13 protein-coding genes are annotated in these 15,253 nt (G+C 71.2%); 5 read left to right on the top strand and 8 right to left on the bottom strand.

From position 1 onward, the window contains the following. Positions 1 to 458: 458 nt before the first annotated feature. Positions 459 to 2,420, bottom strand: a complete 1,962-nt coding sequence (locus ACQEV1_RS04825) for a potassium transporter Kup (protein ID WP_433391659.1) — start codon at positions 2,418 to 2,420, stop codon at positions 459 to 461. Between the two features lie 229 nt (positions 2,421 to 2,649). Between ACQEV1_RS04825 and ACQEV1_RS04820 the strand changes: the two genes are divergently transcribed. Further along, positions 2,650 to 3,864 carry a phospholipase D-like domain-containing protein gene (locus tag ACQEV1_RS04820; RefSeq protein WP_285633159.1) on the top strand — a complete coding sequence of 405 codons (1,215 nt, stop codon included), beginning with the start codon at positions 2,650 to 2,652 and terminating at the stop codon, positions 3,862 to 3,864. 60 nt (positions 3,865 to 3,924) lie between these two features. Here the strand turns inward: ACQEV1_RS04820 and ACQEV1_RS04815 are convergent, their stop codons facing one another. Together ACQEV1_RS04815 and ACQEV1_RS04810 are read right to left on the bottom strand one after the other, a co-directional pair. Continuing rightward, positions 3,925 to 4,629, bottom strand: coding sequence for a response regulator (locus ACQEV1_RS04815; RefSeq protein ID WP_285633162.1), 705 nt, complete (start codon positions 4,627 to 4,629; stop codon positions 3,925 to 3,927). Beyond that, positions 4,626 to 6,245 carry a sensor histidine kinase gene (locus ACQEV1_RS04810; protein ID WP_433391655.1) on the bottom strand — a complete coding sequence of 540 codons (1,620 nt, stop codon included), beginning with the start codon at positions 6,243 to 6,245 and terminating at the stop codon, positions 4,626 to 4,628. Before ACQEV1_RS04810 ends, ACQEV1_RS04815 begins: the two co-directional genes overlap by 4 nt. Positions 6,246 to 6,397: 152 nt before the next feature. Here ACQEV1_RS04810 and ACQEV1_RS04805 point away from each other — a divergent pair, with 152 nt between their 5' ends. Both ACQEV1_RS04805 and ACQEV1_RS04800 read left to right on the top strand, forming a co-directional pair. Then, the gene (locus ACQEV1_RS04805) at positions 6,398 to 7,789 is read left to right on the top strand and encodes a cation:dicarboxylate symporter family transporter (protein ID WP_285633166.1); all 1,392 of its coding nucleotides are present in this window, start codon (positions 6,398 to 6,400) and stop codon (positions 7,787 to 7,789) included. A gap of 10 nt (positions 7,790 to 7,799) precedes the next feature. Next, positions 7,800 to 8,747, top strand: coding sequence for an alpha/beta hydrolase family esterase (locus tag ACQEV1_RS04800; RefSeq protein ID WP_433391651.1), 948 nt, complete (start codon positions 7,800 to 7,802; stop codon positions 8,745 to 8,747). Positions 8,748 to 8,766: 19 nt separating this feature from the next. Here the strand turns inward: ACQEV1_RS04800 and ACQEV1_RS04795 are convergent, their stop codons facing one another. Next, positions 8,767 to 9,921, bottom strand: a complete 1,155-nt coding sequence (locus ACQEV1_RS04795; RefSeq protein WP_433391648.1) for a MalY/PatB family protein — start codon at positions 9,919 to 9,921, stop codon at positions 8,767 to 8,769. Positions 9,922 to 9,931: 10 nt separating this feature from the next. Next, positions 9,932 to 11,137 carry an MFS transporter gene (locus tag ACQEV1_RS04790; RefSeq protein ID WP_433391645.1) on the bottom strand — a complete coding sequence of 402 codons (1,206 nt, stop codon included), beginning with the start codon at positions 11,135 to 11,137 and terminating at the stop codon, positions 9,932 to 9,934. 120 nt (positions 11,138 to 11,257) lie between these two features. Here ACQEV1_RS04790 and ACQEV1_RS04785 point away from each other — a divergent pair, with 120 nt between their 5' ends. Next, positions 11,258 to 11,674, top strand: a complete 417-nt coding sequence (locus tag ACQEV1_RS04785; RefSeq protein ID WP_433391642.1) for a universal stress protein — start codon at positions 11,258 to 11,260, stop codon at positions 11,672 to 11,674. 63 nt (positions 11,675 to 11,737) lie between these two features. On the opposite strand, the gene ACQEV1_RS04780 is transcribed toward ACQEV1_RS04785, so the two are convergent. From ACQEV1_RS04780 to ACQEV1_RS04770, 3 genes are all read right to left on the bottom strand, one after another. After that, positions 11,738 to 12,118 (bottom strand): pyridoxamine 5'-phosphate oxidase family protein, encoded by a 381-nt coding sequence (locus ACQEV1_RS04780; protein ID WP_285575183.1) that lies wholly within the window; start codon positions 12,116 to 12,118, stop codon positions 11,738 to 11,740. Between the two features lie 54 nt (positions 12,119 to 12,172). Then, positions 12,173 to 12,724 carry a hypothetical protein gene (locus ACQEV1_RS04775; protein WP_432705656.1) on the bottom strand — a complete coding sequence of 184 codons (552 nt, stop codon included), beginning with the start codon at positions 12,722 to 12,724 and terminating at the stop codon, positions 12,173 to 12,175. A 118-nt stretch (positions 12,725 to 12,842) separates the two neighbouring features. Then, entirely contained in the window at positions 12,843 to 14,528 is a 1,686-nt protein-coding gene (locus ACQEV1_RS04770; RefSeq protein ID WP_433391638.1) for a GAF domain-containing protein, read from the bottom strand. Between the two features lie 51 nt (positions 14,529 to 14,579). Here ACQEV1_RS04770 and ACQEV1_RS04765 point away from each other — a divergent pair, with 51 nt between their 5' ends. Then, positions 14,580 to 15,242, top strand: coding sequence for a response regulator (locus ACQEV1_RS04765; protein WP_433391635.1), 663 nt, complete (start codon positions 14,580 to 14,582; stop codon positions 15,240 to 15,242). Positions 15,243 to 15,253: the final 11 nt, after the last annotated feature.

Here is a 15,253-nt window from a genome sequence, read left to right as displayed (position 1 = left end):
GTGCTCATTGTGCGGCTTACGATTTATATGTAAGAGTTGAAGGCGCCGACCGTGCGGGCTTGGGGCTTGCGCTCCCCGAAGGCGAACCGGGCGACCATCGCTTGCATGGCGACACCGGTGGCCGGCTCGGACAACGGGGCGCCACAGAGGTCAATAACGTCGGATGCGTTCGAAGGCACCGTGATCATTGCGTCGTTCATATCGACCATCCAGGTCAGTTGAGAGGACGGCACGACGCCTGGAGTGCCCGGGGTCCACGGCAACCTACGCCGAACACCGCCACATCTCCAGCGGCGTGCCGGAAGGGTAGCCTGACTTCGCAGGCTAGCAAGATAACTCCTTTCCGCCGCCGCCATGCGGGATTCTCGTATGTGATTTTGTACCGAGTCGGCTAAAGCCAAACCCGGGACTCGGCCATCTCGCGCCGACCGGCGCGAAACCGCGACACCGCGCTGAGCTCAGATGTCGACCTGGGACCCCATGACCACGAGGCGGAGCTCGGGCAGGTTGAAACGCTCCGCCGGGCTGGCGGAGTTGTTGGCCAGCACGAGGAACAGGCGCTTACGCCACATGCGCATCCCCGGTGCCCGGGTCACCTGCAACGTCACCTTCGACAGGAAGTACGACGCCTGATCCGGGTCGATGTTCAGTTCGGCGTTCGTACGGTCCGACGCCAGACGACGCAGCGCCGCCGGGATGTCCCGGTCGTCCTGGAAGCCGTACCGGAGGGTGACGTGCACGAGCCCGTCGTCCCGGTAGCCGAGGTCGTCGACGCTGGCGCGTTCGGCCACCGGGACGTGCGGGACGTTCTCGTCCATGGTCGAGACGATCACCACGTGCTCGTGGACGACCTGGTTGTGCTCGACGTTCGCGCGCAGCGCCAGCGGCGTGGTCGCCTTCGTCGGATGCGGGAAGACCGCGGTGCCCGGCACGCGGACGACGTCCGAGCCGCGGAGCGTCTCGACGAACTCCGGCAGCGGACCCTCCTTGGCCGTACGGCGCTCGGTGACGATCTCGCGTCCCCGCTCCCAGGTCTTCATGATGGTGAACACCGACACGGCGATCAGCAGCGGCAGCCAGCCGCCGTGGGCGACCTTCGTCAGGTTGGCCGCGAAGTAGGTGACCTCCGCGCCGCCGATCACGACCGCCACCACCACGAGCCTCCACACCGCCCAGCCCCAGTGCGCCCGCGCCACCACGAGGAACAGCACGGTGGTGATGATCAGGGTCGCGGTGACGGCGACCCCGTACGCCGTCGCGAGGCGTTCGGAGGAGCGGAAGCCGAGCATCAGGCCCAGCACGCCGACGAACAGGATCCAGTTGACGGCCGGCACGTACACCTGCCCGACCTCACGCGGCGACGTGTGCCGGATCCGCAGGAACGGCAGGAAGCCGAGCCGTACCGCCTGCCGCGACACCGAGAACGCGCCGGTGATCACCGCCTGCGAGGCGATCACCGTGGCGAGCGTCGCCAGGACGACCATCGGCACCCGCGCCCAGGTGGGCAGGAGCAGGAAGAACGGGTTCGCGATGCTGCGCGGGTCGCGCAGGATCAGCGCGCCCTGGCCCAGGTAGTTCAGCGTCAGCGCGGGGAACACCACGGCGAACCAGGCACGCCGGATCGGCCGGCGGCCGAAGTGGCCCATGTCCGCGTACAGCGCCTCCGCTCCGGTGATCGACAGCACCACCGCGCCCATCGCGATGAAGGCGATGTACGGGTGGTCGAGCACGAACGCGCCCGCGTACGTCGGCGACAGGCCCGTGATGATGCCGGGACGCCGGACCACCTCCTGCACGCCCGCCACGGCGATCGCCGAGAACCACAGCACCATCACCGGCCCGAACAGGCTCCCGACCCGGTGCGTGCCCCAGCGCTGCGCCACGAACAGCAGCGTCAGGATCGTCGCCGCGACCGGCACGACCACGTGGGACAGGCTGGGCGTGGCCACCTTGAGGCCCTCCACGGCCGACAGCACCGAGATCGCCGGCGTGATGACGCTGTCGCCGTAGAACAGCGAGGCGCCGAACACGCCCAGCGCCATGACCGCGGCAGCCCTCCCGCGCACCCCGCCGAGCACCCGGCGTACGAGGGCGGCGAGCGCCATCACGCCGCCCTCCCCGTCGTTGTCGGCGCGGAGGATGAAGACCACGTACTTCACCGACACGATGAGGGTGACCGACCAGAACACCATCGAGATCACGCCGTAGACGTCGCCGCTCGTCGGGCGCACCGCCCCGTGGTCGATCGAGAAGACCGTCTGCAGGGCGTACAGCGGGCTGGTGCCGATGTCCCCGTACACGACACCCAGCGCACCGAGCATCAGCGCCAGCTGCCCGGCGCGGCCGCCGGACGCACCGGAATGAGAGCCTTGCGGCCGCTTCGCGGAAGACGCGCCGGTGACGTGCGCGGAATCTGTCATGGTGCCTACCTAACCGGACGGCCCGGCGACGACCAACGACGGCCTCCGATTCCTGAGCCGACGACCGGTCGGCTACCGCACTCCTGTCGGCCAAACCCCCGGCTGGCCGACACAGGCCTCGTACTAGGTCGAGTCGACCATTCACGGTAAAGTCCGCTTGGGTCTTTTGGGGTGCATGTGTACGGGGGGAAAGCGGATGACGCATGGGGTTCGACGCATCGTCACGTGGATGGTCGCTGTCGTGCTCATCGGGGCGGGTATCGGATTCGCCGGCACGGGCCAGGCGGACGCGGCATTCAACCCGAAGGCCGGACCGGTCTTCAACGATCCCGAGGGCGACACGGCCGCCCAGTACGCGATCGTCCGGCAGATCGAGACGAACATCGACACCGCGCCCGCGGGATCGGTGATCCGGGCCGCGTTCTACAGCATCAATCTGAGCGATTTCGCCGACAAGCTGATCGCCGCGCACAAGCGCGGCGTTTACGTCCAGGTGCTGATGGACCAGCACGCTCAGAATTCGACCTGGTCTCGCCTGGTCTCCGCGCTGGGGAAGAAGGTGAGCACCGCGAGCGCCGCCAGCTACGCGGCCGTGTGTTACGGCGGGTGCGTCGCGCACCATTACACCAACGGGGCGCCGTCGGCGTTCCTGCACACGAAGTTCTTCCTCTTCTCCGGCGGCGGAACGCGCGCCGTGACCGTCTCCAGCGCGAACCCCACCGACACGCAGGCCGAGGTCGCCTACAACAACAGCTACACCGTGGTCGGCAACACCGGTCTCTACAACGCCTACGTCAAGACCTTCACCGACATGGCGAAGGGTGCGACGGGCAAGTACAAGCCCGGTTACTACTGGACGTACGGCTCGAACCCGAAGGCGTACTACTGGCCCAAGGCCAGCGGGGGCAGCGACACGGTCCTGGGCATGCTGCAACTGGTCACGTGCTCCAAGACCTACCCGAGTCAGGTCCGCGTGGCGATGTTCGAGTGGACCGACAACCGGCTCCCGCTCGCCAAGCAGCTCGTCAGCATGGCGTCCAAGGGTTGCAAGGTCACGGTGGCGTACACCAAGGCCCAGGTCTCCTCGACGGTCCGGTCGACACTGGCCAACTCCAAGATCGACGTACGGGACACGACCCACGGCAAGGACGCCGACGGGTACGCCGAGCACTACACGCACGACAAGTACCTGCTGATCGACGGCCGGTACAGCGGCGCGAGCGGGCAGAAGATCGTCCTGACCGGCTCGGCGAACTACACCGCGAACTCGCTGTACCACAACGACGAGTCGGACGTTAAGGTCACGAGCTCGACGGTGTACGCGGCCTACCTGGCGAACTTCAACGACCAGCTCGCGGCGATCCCGACGATCACCGCGAAGCAGCAGGCGCTCGGCCAGAAGCCCACCATCCCGGTCAACCCCGAGGAAGCCGCCGACAGCTGATCGTCCGCGGTCTCCGCGACGCCGTGCGGCGTCGCGGAGACGCCGGCGGCCGGTGAGAGACTACGGCGCCTCCGTGCGCGGGGAACGGGTCCGCGTCGCCCGGCGGTAGCGGAGCTCGGGACGGCCGACCTGCCCGTACTGCGGCGCTCGTTCGGCGTAGCCGTGGTCGACGAGGTACTCCAGATAGCGGCGAGCGGTGACACGGGAAACGCCCGCCGCCTTCGCCGTGGCCTCGGCGGTCACGCCCTCCTCGGCGTGGCGCAGGATCTCCCGTACGGACTCCAGCGTCGGCGCGCTCACGCCTTTCGGCAGGGCCGATCCGTCGGGGCTGCGAAGAGTGGCGATCGCGCGGTCCACCTCGTCCTGGTCGGTCGCCTCGCCCGGCCGGCCGAGCGTGGAGTGGAACCGGGCGTAGCGTTCGAGTTTGGCGCGGAACGTGGCGAACGTGAACGGCTTCAGCAGGTACTGCACCACGCCGACGGACACCGCCGACCGGACCGTGGCCAGGTCGCGCGCCGAGGTCACCGCGATCACGTCGGCGAGGTGGCCGGCGGCGCGGAGACGCCGGCAGATCTCCAGGCCGTGGCGGTCCGGCAGGTAGAAGTCGAGCAGGACCAGGTCGACGGGTCGCCGATCCAGGACGCGCAGTGCCTCGGCGCCGGAGTGGACCACGTCCACGACGGCGAAGCCGGGCACCCGTTCGACGTAGCGCCGGTGCGCCTCCGCGGCGAGCCGGTCGTCCTCGACGACGAGGACCTCGATCATGCGTTCACCTCCTCGTGCAGCGGAAGCGTGACGGTGAACACCGCTCCGACGTCGCGGTCCACGTCCACGCGCCCGCCGTGCCGGGCGGCCGCCTGCGCGACGAGGGCGAGGCCCAGCCCCCGGCCGGACGGCCGGGCTCCGGGTTTGGTCGACCAGCCGCGCCGGAACACGTTTCGCACGGCGTCGCTCTCGACGCCACGGCCGGTGTCGGCGACCCGCAGGACGAGCGCGCCGGCGTCGGCTCGGACGGTGACGAAGACCCTCGGCGGGCGTCCTTCGCCGTCGGCCGCCGCGTCGATGGCATTGTCGACCAGGTTCCCCAGGATCGTCACCAGGTCGCGCGCCTCGAGACCGTCCGGTATCGCGTCGTCGTCGACCTGCGTGTCGGGCGTGACGACGAGTTCGACGCCTCTCTCGTTCGCCTGCGCGGCCTTGCCCAGCAGCAGCGCGGCGAGCACCGGCTCGGCGACCGCCTCCATCAGCTGATCGGTGAACCGCTGCGCGATCTCCAGCTCGGCCGTGGCGAACTCCACGGCCTCGTCCGTACGGCCGAGCTCGATGAGGGAGACGACGGTGTGCAGGCGGTTGGCGGCCTCGTGCGTCTGCGAGCGCAGCGACTCGGCGAAGCCGCGCACGGAATCCAGCTCACCGCTCAGGGCCTGCAGTTCGGTGTGGTCTCGAAGGGTGACGACACTGCCGAGGTCGCGGGTGCCCGACGTGACGGCGGACTTGTTGACCACGACGACACGGTCGCGGGTCAGGTGGATCTCGTCGAGGCACGGTACGTCTCCCGACAGCGCCGCGGTGAGCGCCTCCGGGAGTCCCAGGCCGGCCACGTGCCGGCCCTCCACGTCGGCGGGGAGACGGAACAGCTCGCGCGCGCCGTCGTTGGCCAGAACGATGCGGTGGTCCGGGCTGAGCAGGAGCAGCCCCTCCCGCACGGTGTGCAGGATCGCGTCGTGGTACTCGTACATCCGGCTCAGCTCGGCGGTGCTCATCCCGTGCGTGTGCCGCCGCAGCCGCGCGTTGGCCAGGTAGGTGCCCACGCCGCCGACGGCGAGGGCGATCAGGGCGACCGCGACCAGGACCAGCACCTGAGCCCTGACCTGCGCGCTGATGGTCCGTACGGTGATCCCCACGCTGACCAGCGCGACGACCTGGTGCCGCGAGCCGAAGACCGGGGTCACGACGCGGACGGACGGCCCGAGCGTCCCGGTGTAGGTCTCGGTGAACGTGTGTCCGGCGAGCGCTCGCCCGGTGTTGCCGAGGAAGCGCTTGCCGATCATCGCGGGATTGGGATGGGTGTAACGGATGCCGTCCGGCCTCATGATCGTCACGAAGTCGACACCCGTGTCGCGCTGGACCTGGTCGGCGTACGGCTGGAGCACCCTGGACGGGTCGGCACCGGTCACGGCCGCGGCCGTCGTCGGCGCGTCCGCGATGCCGGCCGCCACGGCGATGACCTGGTGGCGGGCCGAATCGCTCGTGCCGCGCTCGGCCTTCACCGAGGCGAGGCCGGCGCCGCCGGTCACGACGACGGCGACGACGATCGCCTGCATGAGGAAGAGCTGGCCCGCCAGGCTGTGACGCCGGTGTCCACGGGATGGGTGGCGCATCTCGACAGTGTGCCTCCTTCGGCACGCTGTTCGTTACCGGCACGTTAAGGGGGATTTTCGTGAACGTAATGAACGAAAACGTGACCTGAGTCACCCCGCACCGCATAGTCCTTGCAGATTTCGGCCGATGGAGCCACGAGCAAGGAGATCGGATGCCCGTCGAAACCGCGCCGGTACGACCGCGCCCCCGCAGACGACGCGACCGCACGCACTTCCTCTACCTCGCGGTGGTCGCCGCGGTGATCGCCGGTGCCGTGGTGGGCCTCGCGGCACCGGGCTTCGCCACCGAGCTCAAGCCGCTCGGCACCGGGTTCGTGAACCTCATCAAGATGATGATCAGCCCGATCATCTTCTGCACGATCGTGCTGGGCGTGGGTTCGGTCACCCGGGCCGCGAAGGTCGGCGCGGTCGGCGGCCTCGCCCTGGCCTACTTCCTGATCCTGTCGACGTTCGCGCTGGCCATCGGCCTCGTCGTCGGCAACATCATGCATCCCGGAGCCGGCCTGCACCTGACGGACGCCGCACGGCACGCCGGCCGGGAACAGGTCGGCGAGGGCAGTACGGGAACGGTCGACTTCCTTCTGGGCATCATCCCGACGACGCTGGTGTCGGCCTTCACCGAGGGGCAGGTGCTGCAGACGCTGCTCGTCGCCCTGCTCGCCGGGTTCGGCCTGCAGGCGATGGGCGAAACGGGCCGGCCCGTCCTGCGCGGGCTGGAGTACATCCAGCGTCTGGTGTTCCGCGTCTTGTCGATCATCATGTGGGCGGCACCGGTCGGCGCGTTCGGCGCGATGGCGGCCGTGGTCGGCGCGAGCGGCGTCGACGCCCTGAAGGGCCTCGTGATGATGATGGTGGCCTTCTACGTCACCTGCCTGCTGTTCGTGGTGGTCGTGCTCGGCTCGATCCTGTGGCTCGTGGCTCGGGTGAACCTGTTCTCGCTCCTGCGCTATCTCGCCCGTGAGTTCCTGCTCATCCTGTCGACGTCGTCCTCGGAGAGCGCGCTGCCACGGCTCATCGCGAAGATGGAGCATCTCGGCGTGAGCCGGCCGGTCGTCGGCATCACCGTGCCGACCGGGTACTCCTTCAACCTGGACGGTACGGCGATCTACCTGACGATGGCGTCGCTGTTCATCGCCTCCGCGACCGACGCTCCGCTCTCGATCGGCGAGCAGATATCGCTGCTGCTGTTCATGGTCGTCGCCTCGAAGGGCGCCGCCGGCGTGACCGGCGCCGGTCTGGCCACGCTGGCCGGGGGCCTGCAGTCACACCGGCCCGCGCTCGTCGACGGAGTCGGCCTCATCGTCGGCATCGACCGGTTCATGTCCGAGGCGCGGGCGCTGACGAACTTCGCCGGCAACGCGGTCGCGACGGTGGTCATCGGCACGCTGACCGGGGAGTTCGACCGGGACCGAGCGCAGCTGGTGCTGGCCGGCCGGGACCCGTTCGACGAGACGACCCTGCTGGACGACGCCCCCTCGCGGCCGGACGCGGTCCGCGACTCGCGGGCCGACGGCTCACCGGCCATCGCGGGCGCGGACATCTGAGGAGCACCTGATGAGATTCCCCCTACGTACGGCGGCCGCGGTCTTCCTCGCCCTCACCTTGTGCGGCGCCGCCACCGCTCCCGCGATGGCGCAGGCCGGAGGAACCGTCGACCGTCCGCTGCCGACGACCGGCTGCGGCAAGGCACCGTCGGTACGACCCGGCGACTCGTCGACGGAGTACCTGGTCTCCGGAGGAGTCCGGCGCGGCTACCTGCTGCACGTGCCGGACCGTTACGACCCGCGCCGGCCGTACGCGCTGGTGCTGTCCTTCCACGGCCACAAGCGCACGTCGGCGTACCAGGAGGAGCTGACCGGCATGTCCGCCCTGAACGCCGTCACGGTCTACCCGCAGGGCCTGGTCGGCACCGACGGGCAGACCGCGTGGCAGGGCGCGCCGTACTCCGCCGACGTCGACGACGTGCTGTTCACCAGCGACCTGATCACTCGGCTGCAGGGAGGCTACTGCGTCGACCCGCACCGGATCTACGCGGCCGGCAAGTCCAACGGCGGTGGCTTCACCGGCGTCCTCGCCTGCCGCATGGCCGGGCGCATCGCCGCCTTCGCCCCGGTGTCCGGAGCCTTCTATCCCCAGGGCGGCCCCTGCGAGCCGTCCCGCCCGGCCCCGATCGCCGACTTCCACGGCACCGCGGACACCACGATCCCCTATGACGGCGACCCGGCCAGGGGACTGCCGGACCTCCCGTCCTGGCTGAACGCCTGGGCGGCCCGCGACCGCTGCCTGCCGCGTCCGGCCGAACACGTGATCGCGGGAAACGTGACGGTCCAGGACTGGCGGGGCTGCGCGCGCGGGAGCACGGTGCGGCACTACCGCATCGCGGGCGCGGGCCACGTCTGGCCGAGCACGAGCCCGAACCTGGACTCACCCACCCCGACCTCCATCGACGCCACACCGTTGATCTGGGAGTTCTTCCGGCGAAACCCGCTTCCGGCGGCTTGAGGCCGCCGACGACCGACCGTCAGCCGCGGCGCCGTACGGCGTCGCGGAGGCGGTGGAGGATGTCCTCCAGGATCGGCCGGGACGTCGCGAAGTTCAGCCGCGCGAACCCCTCGCCGCCCGGCCCGAAGGCCGGGCCGGAGGAGAGCAGCACCCGGGCCTCGTCGAGGAAGAACGCGGCGGGGTCCGGGCCGGTGCCGAGGTCGCGGCAGTCGAGCCAGGCCAGGTATCCCGCCTCGGGAGGGCGGTGGCGGACGCCGGGCGGGAGGGCCCCGGCGACCAGCGCCCGGTTGCGGGCGAGGGTCGCCCGTGCCTCGGCCAGCCAGTCGTCGCCGTCTCGCCAGGCCGCCAGCGTCGCGACGACGCCCAGCGCGCTCACCTCGCCGAACAGCAGCGGCGGCTGGGCGGCCAGCGCCTCGCGGACGCGGCGGTCGCCGACGTGCGCGACCGAGCAGCGCAGGCCCGCGAGGTTGAACGCCTTGGTCGCCGAGGTGAGCGTGACCGTGCGGGCGGCGGCCTCGGGGCCGAGCGAGGCGAACGGCACGTGCCGGTGCGGGTCGTGGACGAGCTCCGCGTGGATCTCGTCGGCGATCACGAGCAGGTCATGCCGTTCCGCCACCTCCGCGATCGCGGTGAGCTCGTCGCGGCGGAACACGCGGCCCGTCGGGTTCTGCGGGTTGACCAGCACCAGTGCGCGGCAGCCGTGCCGGGCGACGTCCTCGGCCAGCCGGGCGGCGTCGAACCCCCAGCCGCCGGCACTCTCGATCATGGGGATGGGGACGAGTCGCCGGTCCATGTCCGCGAGCGTCTCCACGAACGGCGGGTACGTCGGCGTGTGGATCGCGACGGCGTCACCGGGCCGGGTGGCGACGTGCAGGATCGCCTGCAGCCCCTGGATCAGCTCGGTGAACTCCCGTACGTGGGCGGGGTCGACGGCCAGGCCGTACCGCCGGTGCATCCGTTCGGCGTACGCGGTCCGCAGCGGGTTGCTCTCGGGGTGGTCGTCCCATGCGGGATAGCCGAGATCGTCCAGGCTCTCGGCGAGGGCCGCCCGTACGGGGGGCGGAGACGGGAAGTCCATGTCCGCGATCCAGGCGGGGAGCACGTCCGCGGCGACGTGGCTCCACTTCACTCCCGGACGCCGCCGCAGCTCGGTCAGGTCGAGGTCGTCGAACATGCGAAAAATCCTACGAAGTGCCGGTCTGACGGATCGCCACGGCCGCCGCGAAGGTGAGGGCGGCCAGCACGCAGTACGAAACGGGGTACCCGCCGGTCAGCCGGGCGAGCAGCGCGCCGCCGCCGGGAGCGAGCGCGATGGCGACCGTGATCGGAGCGGTGAAGACGCCGTTGACGTGCCCGAACGCGCGTGTACCCCAGCGGTCGGCGATCGTCGTGGCCTGGAGCAGCGTGAACATCCCGCGTGCCGCGCCCGCCAGGACGGCGACGACGACCGCGCCCGGGCCGCGGAGCACGCCCAGGACGGCGACCGTGACCGCGCCCGCGGTGAGGATGGCGGCGGCACGGCCGGGTGGTGCGGTGCGGGCGGCGAGCCGCGGGTAGCCCAGCCGGCCGAGCACCTGGCCCGCGCCGCAGAGGCCGAGGGCCACGGCCGCCAGGTGGGTGCCCATTCCGCCTGAGGTCAGCAGCGGGACGAGGTTCACGGTGGCGGCGTAGCAACCGAACGCGGCGCAGGTCATCGCGGCCGTCAGCACGGCGAACGGCCGGCTGCGCACGACCGCCCGCGCATGGGCGTCCCGCTCGTACGGGGCGCCGCGGGTCCGGCCGTGCCGCCAGGGCGGAGTCAGGCACAAGGCGTGCAGCGGGACGGTGACCACGCCCAGGATCACGGCGAGCGCGAGGTAGGTGCCACGCCAGGTCAGGTGGTCCAGCAGGAGGGCGGTCAGCGGGGCGAAGACCGTACTGGCGAACCCGCCCGCGAGCGTGACCGCGGTGAGCGCGCGCACGCGGTCGGGACCGTACCAGCCGGTGAGCGCGGTGAACGCCGGCTGGTAGAGCACGGCCGACTGGGCGAGACCGGCGAGCACCCAGGCGGCGAAGAAGAGCGGCAGGCTCGGCGCGGCGGCGATCGCCACGACGGCGGCGACACCGACGACCGAGCCGGTGGTCATGACCGGACGGGGGCCGCGCGCGTCGATGAGGCGGCCGACGAGGATGCCGGCGAGGGCGGAGACGACCGCTCCGGCGGAGAAGGCCGCCATGGCGGTCGCGGTCGACCAGCCGGTGTCGCGGGTGAGCGACGACAGCGTCACCGGGAACGCGTAGTACAGCACGCCCCAGCTGGTGATCTCGGTGGCGCACAGGCCGATCAGCACACGCCGCGGTGGTCTCGGCGCGGTGGCCCGCTCCACCGCCGTCCCGGTTTCCTGCGGCATGCGCCTCCACCGACCACTCGACGACCAGAGGGGCCGAAAGTCCCGTGGAAGCCGGGTCCGTGGGCTCTCCGCCCCTTGGGGGATTTCCCGCAGGCTGGACGAGGAAACAGGAGGTCGGTCATGCACATCATCCCTGGGCCACGGTACGTGCTCGTCGGATTCGACGGGTCGCCCAACTCCGCGGTGGCGCTGCGGCGCGCGGCGGAGGAGGCGCGTCGGCGCCACGCCCGTCTCGACGTCGTCCGTGTCATCCCGCGCGACGGAGGCCCGCTGCGCGGCCCGCAGGCGTGGCTCCGGCTGCGCGAGGAGGTCGCCCGCCTCCTTCCGCGCGCGCAGCACGTCTCCACCCGCCTGCGGATCGCCCGGGGCGAACCCGGCGCGCGACTGAGCCGGCTCGCGGATCGCGCGGAGGTCCTCGTGGTCGGCGCGCGGCTGAACTCCCGCCACGGCGCCCTGTTCGGCGGCGCCACCGTGCCGACGGTGTTGTCCAACGCCCGCTGCGGCGTCATCGTCTGCGAGGACGGCGCGGAAAGCTGACCGTCCTCGCGGGACAGCCCGCCGGACCCGGTCCGGCGGGCTTTTCGCTTCGGGTATGGAGGGTCAGCGTGGGCCGAGGCGCATGCCTGACGTGTGCTGGACCGGGATTCGCAGGGCCGGGGGGCGGCCCGGTGGGCCGGAGCACGGGCGTGGGATCGGGCCGCCGGTGAAGAGTGCCCGGCCGATGACCGTGACGGACCAGCCGGTCATCGTCCGCGGGTCGACGTCGTCCGCCTGGAAGGCCACGATGCTGCCGCCGATCGCCGCGCCGAGCGTCGGCTCCGCGTGGACCGTGACCACGTCGCCGTCCAGGACGAACGTCACCGGCGTCACGGCCGGCAGCGCCCGGTCCGTGTGGACGATCCGTCCGATCGGCACGGTGGCCAGCAGGGTCAGGCACTGCCGGCGGCCGAGGCCTCCCCCGCCGTCCGCGGTGGAACTCATGGTCTCTCCAGGAAAGGGGAAGGGGAGCGGACTCTCGCCGCTCCCCCTTCGGCGCTACTTGAGGACGGGGAACCGCTGGACGAGGCGCGTCCGGCCCCACCAGCGGCCGAGGCCGAACGTGTCTCCCGCGCCGACCAGGGCCAGGCCGACGACGACCAGCGCGTAGATGAGGTGGTCGTCCATGAAGACGTTGCTGTCCGGCGGGAGGACGACGCTCCACATCATGACCAGCATGACCACGCCCGCGCCGGCCGCGACGCGCATGCCGATGCCCAGGAGCAGTGCCGCGCCGATCCCGGCGAGGCCGAGCATGAACAGCCAGTCGGCCCAGGCGGCGCCGGCGATGGAGTGGTAGAAGCCCTTGAAGGGCCCGGCCGCCGAGAACTTCAGGAAGCCCAGCGTCGGGTGACCGCCGTGGATCCACGCCTGCTTGGCCGGGGTGCCGTGGCCGAGGCCGAACAGCTTGTCGGCGAACGCCCAGAAGAACACGAAACCGAGGGACAGCCGGGTGACCGCCCACACGGCGGGCGCGAAGGTACGGCCGGTGCGGGCGGCGGTCATGCGGATGGGGCGGGAACGAGCGGTCCGGGGGTCGGTGACGGACATCTCTTCACCTCTTTTCACGCCGGAGCGTTTCCGGCTGCCCTCACCCAACGCCAGGGAGCCCGCGCACCGCAGAGGCGAAGGAAACGGTGCGCGCGGGACCTTGGTCCCGCCACCATCGTCAGGAGCTGAGCGGCACGCGCCACTCCAGGACCGTCCCGCCGGTCTCCCCCGCACGGACGTCGAACGTCCCGCCGAGCCGCCGCGCGCGGTCGTCGAGGTTCGCCAGACCGCTGCGCCGGCCGGTCGCGCCGAGGCCGACGCCGTCGTCGGCGACCCGCAGCAGCAGGTCGGAACCGGCGGCGACGGTCACGTCCACCCGCGACGCGTGCGCGTGGCGCGCGACGTTCGACAGGGCCTCGCGCAGGACCGCGATGAGGTGGTCGCCGGTCGCCTCGTCGACCACCGTGTCCAGCAGCCCGTCGAGCCGCACTGCGGGCGCGAACCCCAGGCTCTCGCCCGCGCCGTCGATGACGCCGAACAGGCGTGCCCGCAGGGCCGGCTCGTCATCGGCCGAGGTCTGCAGCGCGAAGATGGTCGAGCGGATCTGCCGGATCGTGTCGTCCAGGTCGTCGACGGCCCGCTGCACCCGGACCGCGACGTCGGGCTTCTTGGTGATCTTGATGGCGCTCATCAGCGTCATGGCGATGGCGAACAGCCGCTGGATGACCGTGTCGTGCAGGTCCTTGGCGATGCGGTCGCGGTCCTCGAAGACGACCAGCCGCTCGACGTCCCGGCGGCGTTCGGCCAGTTCCAGCGCGATGGCCGCCTGCGCCGCGAAGGTCTCCAGCAGCCGGCGTACGGGTTCGGCGAACGGCACCTCGCCCGGCGCGTTGGCCACCGACAGCACGCCGCGCGCGGCAGTTCCGGCGCCCAGCGGCACGACCAGGACCGGCCCCAGAGCCTCGTCGTCGGCGTCGAGCGACGCCAGTGACGTGCCCGTACGGTAGACCCGCCCGGTGAGCGTGTCGTCGAACGGTGTCCGCAGGTGCCGGAACGCATCGGCGTGCCGGCCGTCGGCGGCCCTGACCTCCAGCTCCTCCGTCGCCTCGTGCGCGAGCGCGACCGTCGCGAGCTCGGCGTCGCAGATCGCCCGCGCCCGCCGCACCACCAGGTGCAGGACCTCGTCCGGCTCGGTGCCCGACAGCAGCGCCGTGGACACCTCGGCGTTGGCCTCCAGCCAGCGTTCGCGACGGCGCGCCTCCTGGTAGAGCCGGGCGTTCTCGATCGCCACGCCGGCGGCGGTGGCGAGCGCCGAGACGACGCTCTCGTCCTCGTCGTCGAACTCCTCGCCGTCGGCCTTCTCGGTCAGGTAGAGGTTGCCGAACACCTCCTCGCGCACCCGGATGGGGACGCCGAGGAACCGGTGCATCGGCGGATGGTTCGCCGGGAAGCCGTAGGACTCCGGGTGCTTGCTCAGGTCGGCCAGCCGGATCGGCCGCGGCTGCTTGATGAGCAGGCCCAGGATGCCCAGGCCGTGCGGCCAGTGGTCCAGGGCGTCGATCTGCTCCTGCGTCACGCCGACCGTGATGAACTGGACCAGGCCGTCGTCCTCCCCGATCACGCCGAGCGCGCCGTACCGGGCGTCCACCAGCGTGGTGGCCGCCTCGACGATGCGGCGCAGCATGGTCGCCAGGTCCAGGTCGCCGCCGATCGACACGATGGCCTCGAGGAGCCCGTGCATCCGGTCGCGCGTGGTCAGCACGGTCGCGAGCCGGCTCTGCAGCTCGGTGAGCAGGTCGTCGAGCCGAAGCTGAGGGAGCACCGGGCGAGCGCGATCCTCGCCCGGCGGGTTCGGGATGGACACGGAGCCGTACTCCTCTCCACGCACGGGCCCCCATTGTCCTACCGTCGTAGCATGACCACCCCCATCAAGGTCTTTCTCCTCGATGACCATGAGGTCGTACGGCGTGGGGTCGCCGCGCTGCTGGAGTCCGAGCCCGACATCGAGGTCGTGGGCGAGGCCGGCACCGCGGAGTCCGCGCTGGCCCGCGTCCCGGCTCTGCGGCCCGACGTCGCCGTGCTGGACGTACGGCTCCCGGACGGCGACGGCGTGTCCGTGTGCCGGGAGCTGCGGTCCCGGATGCCCGAGCTCGCGTGCCTGATGCTCACCTCCTTCTCCGACGAGGAGGCGCTGATCGACGCGGTGATGGCCGGGGCCGCCGGGTACGTGCTCAAGCAGATCCACGGGTCAGACCTGGTCGGCGCCGTCCGTACGGTCGCGGCCGGCGAGTCGCTCCTCGACGCGCGCAGCACCACGCTGGTGATGCGGCGCCTGCGCGAACGCCCGCGCGAGGACCCGCTCGCCGCCCTGACCGAGCAGGAACGCCGGATCCTCGATCTGATCGGCGACGGCCTGACCAACCGGCAGATCGGCGAACGCCTCTTCCTGGCCGAGAAGACCGTCAAGAACTACGTCTCCAGCATCTTCACCAAGCTCGACCTGAGCCGCCGTACGCAGGCCGCGACCCTCATCACCCGGCTCCGCGCGTCCGAGTCCCCGGCTCCTTCGGAGGACTGAGCGCCGGAGGA

This window comes from Actinoallomurus sp. CA-142502 (assembly GCF_050936355.1).
In the GTDB taxonomy this organism is placed as follows: domain Bacteria; phylum Actinomycetota; class Actinomycetes; order Streptosporangiales; family Streptosporangiaceae; genus Actinoallomurus; species Actinoallomurus iriomotensis.
This window is presented reverse-complemented; position numbering and strand designations above follow the sequence as displayed.